Source organism: Bradyrhizobium sp. SZCCHNS3002 (assembly GCF_032377435.1).
Taxonomy (GTDB): domain Bacteria; phylum Pseudomonadota; class Alphaproteobacteria; order Rhizobiales; family Xanthobacteraceae; genus Bradyrhizobium.
In genome coordinates this window covers 100603-106602 of record NZ_JAUHHY010000022.1, presented here as the reverse complement: position 1 = coordinate 106602, position 6000 = coordinate 100603, and the positions used below count along the sequence as shown (strand labels likewise).

Annotated in this window: 3 protein-coding genes and 1 pseudogene; 1 reads left to right on the top strand and 3 read right to left on the bottom strand. The window is 62.6% G+C overall.

From position 1 onward, the window contains the following. Positions 1-242: 242 nt before the first annotated feature. Positions 243-652 (top strand): annotated as a pseudogene (locus QW845_RS31680) (VOC family protein). Positions 653-681: 29 nt separating this feature from the next. On the opposite strand, the gene QW845_RS31675 reads toward QW845_RS31680, so the two are convergent. The 3 genes from QW845_RS31675 to QW845_RS31665 form a co-directional block, all read right to left on the bottom strand. Beyond that, a complete protein-coding gene (locus QW845_RS31675; protein ID WP_315805439.1) occupies positions 682-2220 on the bottom strand; it encodes a SpoVR family protein in 1539 nt (512 codons plus the stop codon). After that, on the bottom strand, positions 2217-3494 hold the full coding sequence (locus tag QW845_RS31670) for a YeaH/YhbH family protein (RefSeq protein WP_315805438.1): 1278 nt from the start codon (positions 3492-3494) through the stop codon (positions 2217-2219). The genes QW845_RS31675 and QW845_RS31670 overlap by 4 nt, the downstream gene beginning before the upstream one ends. 224 nt (positions 3495-3718) lie before the next feature. Further along, positions 3719-5662, bottom strand: a complete 1944-nt coding sequence (locus tag QW845_RS31665) for a PrkA family serine protein kinase (RefSeq protein ID WP_315805437.1) — start codon at positions 5660-5662, stop codon at positions 3719-3721. Between the last annotated feature and the right edge of the window lie 338 nt (positions 5663-6000).

Genomic DNA, 6000 nt, shown 5'->3' with positions numbered 1-6000 from the left:
GGCGATGCTCAAGACCGCAGAAGAATCCACGCCATGCACCATGTCCAGTCTGTCTGAACCGGACAGCCGTGGGCTTGACCCGGGCATCCATGCACTTGGCGAAGAGATGGATGGCCGGGCCTTCGCCGCGCCGAAGCGGCTACGGCCGCGCAGGCGGGTCAAGCCCGGCCATGACGAAGCGAGGTTTGGACACGCACATCATCTTCATGGTCTAGAGTGGGCTGACAGAGAGGGAGAACCCGATGACCGGCACCCCAGAGATCAAGTCCGCCTTCAACGCCATTCGCGCCATCGACTATACGATCATCCTCGTCCGCGATTGGACGGCGATGCGCGGCTTCTATGAGAACGTGCTGGGCTTCCCGATCGCGCGCGAGCTGTCGCAGGGCTGGATCGAATACCGGATCGGCGCCAATACATTGGCGCTGGCGCAACCGAAGCGGCTCGCATCGGACCAGCTGACGCCCCGAGGCGCCGCCTCGCTGCAGCTCGCGTTCAAGGTGGGCCGTAACGATGTCGACCGCTGCGCGGCAGAATTGACCAGCAAGGCGTCGCTCTCATGGAGCCGCCGACGGACCAGCCCTTCGGGCACCGGACCCTGTTCTTCAGGGACCCGGACGGCAATCTGCTCGAAGTGTACGCGGAGATCTAACAGCTGATATCTAAGGCTTGGCGGCCGCGCTAGGCGGCCGCCGGTTGTATCCGGGGATTGAGCACGTACTCCTTCAGCACCTTGTCGGTGGCGGCATCGACTTCGACCAGCGACACGTCGTAGCTCCAGAGATCGGCGAGATGCTGCAGCACGCGCTTGGTGTCGGTCTCGTTGAGCTGGGCGCCCTTGACCACCGTATGCCGCAGCATCAGGCGGCGATCGCCGGCGAGATCGACATCGACCACCTCGATGTTGGGGTCGATGTAGCCGACGTCGTACTGCTTGGACAGCTCGCGGCGGATGCGGCGATAGCCGCGCTCGTCATGGATGGCATCGACAAGAATGCCGGCGCGCTCGGCCGGATCGTCATGCAGGTGGAACAGTCTGAGCTGCCGGATCAGGTTGGGGCTGAGGAACTGGCTGATGAAGCTCTCGTCGCGATAGTTCGCCCAGACGTCACGCAGCACCGCCATTTCGTCGCCGGTGCCGGCGATGTCCGGAAACCATTCGCGGTCCTCGTCGGTCGGATCCTTCACGATGCGCTCGATGTCCTGCATCATCGCAAAGCCAAGGGCATAGGGGTTGAAGCCGGAGTAGCGCGGATCGTCGAACTCCGGCTGGAACACGACATTGGTGTGCGACTGCAGGAACTCCAGGAAATTGCCGTCGGTGAGTCGTCCTTCCTGGTGCAGACGGTTCATGATGCGATAATGCACGTAGGTCGCCGTGCCCTCGTTCATGACCTTGGTCTGGCCCTGCGGATAGAAATACTGCGCGATGTGGCGGACGATGCGCAGCAGCTCGCGCTGCCAGGGCGCCAGCCGCGGCGCGGTCTTCTCCAGGAAATAAAGCAGGTTCTCCTGCGGCAGGCCGAGCAGCGCGCGGCGCCGCTCGACGTTCAGCATCGCATTGGTCTTGACCGGGCCGGTCGGCACCGTGCGCCAGAGATCGTTGAACTGGCCCTCCTCATAGAGCCTGCGCTTGCCGGCGCGCTTCTCCTCCTCGCGGAAGTCGAGCTTCTTCTTGCCGGGATAGCGGTCGACGCCATGCGACATCAGCGCGTGGGCGGCATCGAGCGTATGCTCGACCGCGAGCCGGCCATAGCGTTCCTCGCATTGCGCGATGTAGCCGCGGGCGAAGTCGAGATAGTCGAGGATGCCGTCGGCATCGGTCCACTGCTTGAACAGGTAGTTGTTCTTGAAGAAGTGATTGTGACCGAACGCGGCATGCGCGATCACCAGGGTCTGCATCGTCGCCGTGTTCTCCTCCATCAGATAGGAGATGCAGGGCGAGGAGTTGATCACGATCTCATAGGCGAGGCCCATCAGCCCTTTGCGGTACGAGGCCTCGTGATAGGCGAAGTGCTTGCCGAACGACCAGTGCTTGTAGAACAGGGGCATGCCGACCGAGGAATAGGCGTCGAGCATCTGCTCGGCCGTGATCACCTCGATCTGGTTGGGATAGGTGTCGAGCCCGAGCTCCTTGTGCGCCACCCTCTCGCAGGTATCGTGAATGCGCTGCAAGGTGAGGAAATTCCAGTCGGCGCCCTCGAACAGCAGTCCGCTCATGACGCCGCCCTCTCCTGCGTGGTGCCGCGACGCTGAAACAGGTCGTGGAACACCGGGAAGATCTCGCTCCGGTCGCGCACCTTGCGCATCGACAGCGGCTCGCCATTGGCGCGCAGCCGCTCATACAGCGACCACAGCGCGGAGTCCGGCATCTCGAACGAATAGGTGCCGGACTCGCCGACCTCGAGATAGGCGAAGAACTGCGACACCGGCAGGATGTTGTCGGTCAGGAGCCGCGCGACATTCTCGGAATCCGAGGTCGCGTTGTCGCCGTCGGAGGCCTGCGCCGCGTAGATGTTCCAGTCCGAGGGCCGGAAGCGCGAGCGGACGATGTCGTGCATGCATTGCAGGGCGCTCGACACCAGGGTGCCGCCGGATGCCGGTCCGTAGAAGAAGGTCTGCTCGTCGACCTCCTCGGCACGATCGGTATGGCGGATGAACACGATCTCGACATGGCGGTAGCGCCGGGTCAGGAACACGTAGAGCAGCATGTAGAACCGCTTGGCGAGGTCCTTCATGTGCTCCGACATCGAGCCGGACACGTCCATCAGGCAGAACATCACGGCCTGCGCGATCGGCTTCGGCACCGCTTCGAAGCGGCGGTAGCGGATGTCGATCGGATCGATGAAGGGGATGCGCTTGGCCTTCGCCTTCAGCGCTTCGAGCTCGGCCAGCAGCGCGGCGCGCTTGTCGTCGTCGGTCTCCTGCTCCAGCTGGGCTTCGAGCTCGGCAATCGCCTCCGGCCGCGGCCGGCGGAGCGCGACGCGGCGGGCCAAGGCGCGGGTGACGGTGCGGCTGATCGAGATATTGGCTGGCGAACCCGACGTCGAATAGCCCGCGCGCACCAACCCTTCGCTCTCGGCCTCGGCGAATTTGCGCTTGGCGAGATCGGGCAGCTCGAGATCGTCGAGGAACAGGTTGACGAACTCCTCCTTGCTCAGCACGAAGCGGAAGGCGTCCTCGCTGTCGCCCTGCCCCGGCGCCGACTTGCGGCCGCTGCCATCACCGGAGCGCGGCAGGATATCGCCCTCGACGAACTTCTTGTTGCCGGGCAGCACCATGTCGCGGGTGCCGCCCTCACGGCGGAAGCGCGGCTCGTCCATGCCATCGAGCGGTATGGAGACCTCACCACCCTCGAGCACGTCCTTGATGTCGCGGTCCTGCGACGTCTTCTTCACGGCCCCTTGAACCAACGCCTTGGCTCGGCGCAAAAATCGCTGACGGTTTTCGAGACTTTTGCCGCCCGGATTCAGGCGCCGATCAATGATGTGCATGACCACGTTTCCATACGCCTCCTGCTGCAGCGGTTTCGACTCCTGCTCTCCCCCGCCGCGATGCCGCGGTGCAGTATCAGACCCGATACCGGACCCGCATCATTCGCTGCCCGACGCGTCCCATCAAAGTTCAGCGTCGAACGTTCCGCTCGCCTCGTCGTCCCGGCGCCAATATCCGCCGATGGCCTGCAGCACATGCAGTGAACATCGGCGCCGGACCGCGATCAACCTGCCTGCTTCACCCGCATGTACCACTCGACCAGCCGGCGGACCTGCCGCTCGGTGTAGCCGCGTTCGACCATGCGCGCGACGAAGTCGTCGTGCTTCTTCTCGGTCTCGCCGTCCTTCTTGGTACCGAACGAGATCACCGGAAGCAGATCCTCGACCTGCGAGAATATCCTCTTTTCGATGACCTCGCGGATCTTTTCGTAGGAGGTCCAGGACGGATTTTTTCCGCCGTTCTGGGCCCGGGAGCGCAGCGAGAACTTGACAACCTCGTTGCGGAAGTCCTTCGGGTTGGCGATCCCGGCCGGCTTCTCGATCTTGGTCAGCTCCTGGTTCAACAGCTCGCGATTGAGCAGCTGTCCCGTATCGGGATCCTTGAAGTCCTGATCCTCGATCCAGGCGTCGGCGTAGTCGACGTAGCGGTCGAACAGGTTCTGGCCGTAATCGGAGTAGGATTCCAGATACGCCTTCTGGATCTCGTGGCCGATGAACTCCGCGTAACGCGGCGCGAGGTCCGCCTTGATGAATTCGAGGTAGCGCTTCTCGACCTCCTCCGGCAGCTGCTCGCGCTTGATCGACTGCTCCAGCACATACATCAAGTGCACGGCATCGGCGGACACTTCCGCCGTGTCGTGATTGTAGGTCGCGGCCAGGACCTTGAAGGCAAAGCGGGTGGAAATGCCGTCCATGCCCTCGTCGACGCCGGCGGCGTCGCGATATTCCTGCACGCTGCGCGCCTTCGGATCGGACTCCTTCAGGCTCTCGCCGTCATAGACCCGCATCTTGGCGTACAAGGTCGAGTTCTCGTGCTTGCGCAGGCGCGACATCACCGAGAAGCGGGCCAGGGTGTCCAGGGTCGCCGGCGCGCAGGGCGCGGTGGCGAGCTCGGAGCCCTGGATCAGCTTCTCGTAGATCTTGCGCTCCTCGGTGACGCGCAGGCAGTACGGCACCTTGATGACGCAGATGCGGTCGATGAAGGCCTCGTTGTTCTTGTTGGTCTTGAAGCTCTGCCACTCCGCCTCGTTGGAATGGGCGAGGATCACGCCATTATAGGGGATCGCGCCGATGTTCTCGGTGCCGATATAGTTGCCCTCCTGCGTCGCCGTCAGCAGCGGATGCAGCATCTTGATCGGCGCCTTGAACATCTCGACGAATTCGAGGATGCCCTGGTTGGCGCGGTTGAGGCCGCCCGAATAGGAGTAGGCGTCGGGATCGTTCTGGGCGTAGGTTTCGAGCTTGCGGATGTCGACCTTGCCGACCAGCGAGGAGATGTCCTGGTTGTTCTCGTCGCCCGGTTCGGTCTTGGCGATCGCGATCTGCCGCAGCCGCGACGGCTGGATCTTGGCGACGCGGAACTGCGAGATGTCGCCGCCGAAGGCTTCGAGTCGCTTGTAGCACCACGGGCTCATCAAACCGGATAGACGGCGGCGCGGAATGCCGTATTTCTCCTCGAGCATCGGGCCCAGCGTGTCGGGATCGAACAGGCCGAGCGGCGATTCGAAGACCGGGCTCAGCTCATCACCGGCCTTGAGCACGTAGATCGGATGAGCTTCCATCAACTGCTTCAGCCGTTCGGCGAGCGACGACTTGCCGCCGCCGACCGGTCCGAGCAGATAGAGGATCTGCTTGCGCTCTTCGAGACCTTGCGCGGCGTGGCGGAAGAAGCCGACGATGCGCTCGATCGTGTCTTCCATGCCATAGAAGCCGGCGAACGCGGGATACAGCCGAACCGTCCGGTTCAAAAAAATACGGCCAAGGCGTGGGTCCTTGGCCGTGTCGATCATCTGAGGCTCACCGATCGCAGCTAGTAGTCGTTCAGCGGCGTTCGCGTATCGCATCGGGTCGGTTCGACACGATTCTAGATATTCCTGCATCGACATGTCGGTCTGGCTGCGTGCCTCGAACGACCTTGCGAACGCGTTGAACAACGAATCGTTGTACATGATCCCTCTCCACGTAGGTTCCGCCGCACTGCTGCAACGGGCCGAGATCTAAGTACGTTCCTGCTGATCCCGAACCGACTCAGAGTGAAGCGCGCTAGCCCCCATTGGGCACCGTCTTCGTCCTTTTCCGCAACGCAAAGTGCATGCAGCATATGCCCTATCAACATGCACTTCGCTCAATAGTTCGGCAAAAGCCGGCCGACTCTCCCCATTTGTACCTCATTGTCTCTGCTTCGCAACATCCGCAATACCCCGGCACCGTAGTCTTCCTGCGCCGCACAAGGTGTTGTGAAGCCACGTGAACTGGTGGCGTGACAGCTCCGTAATCAGTCTCCCTT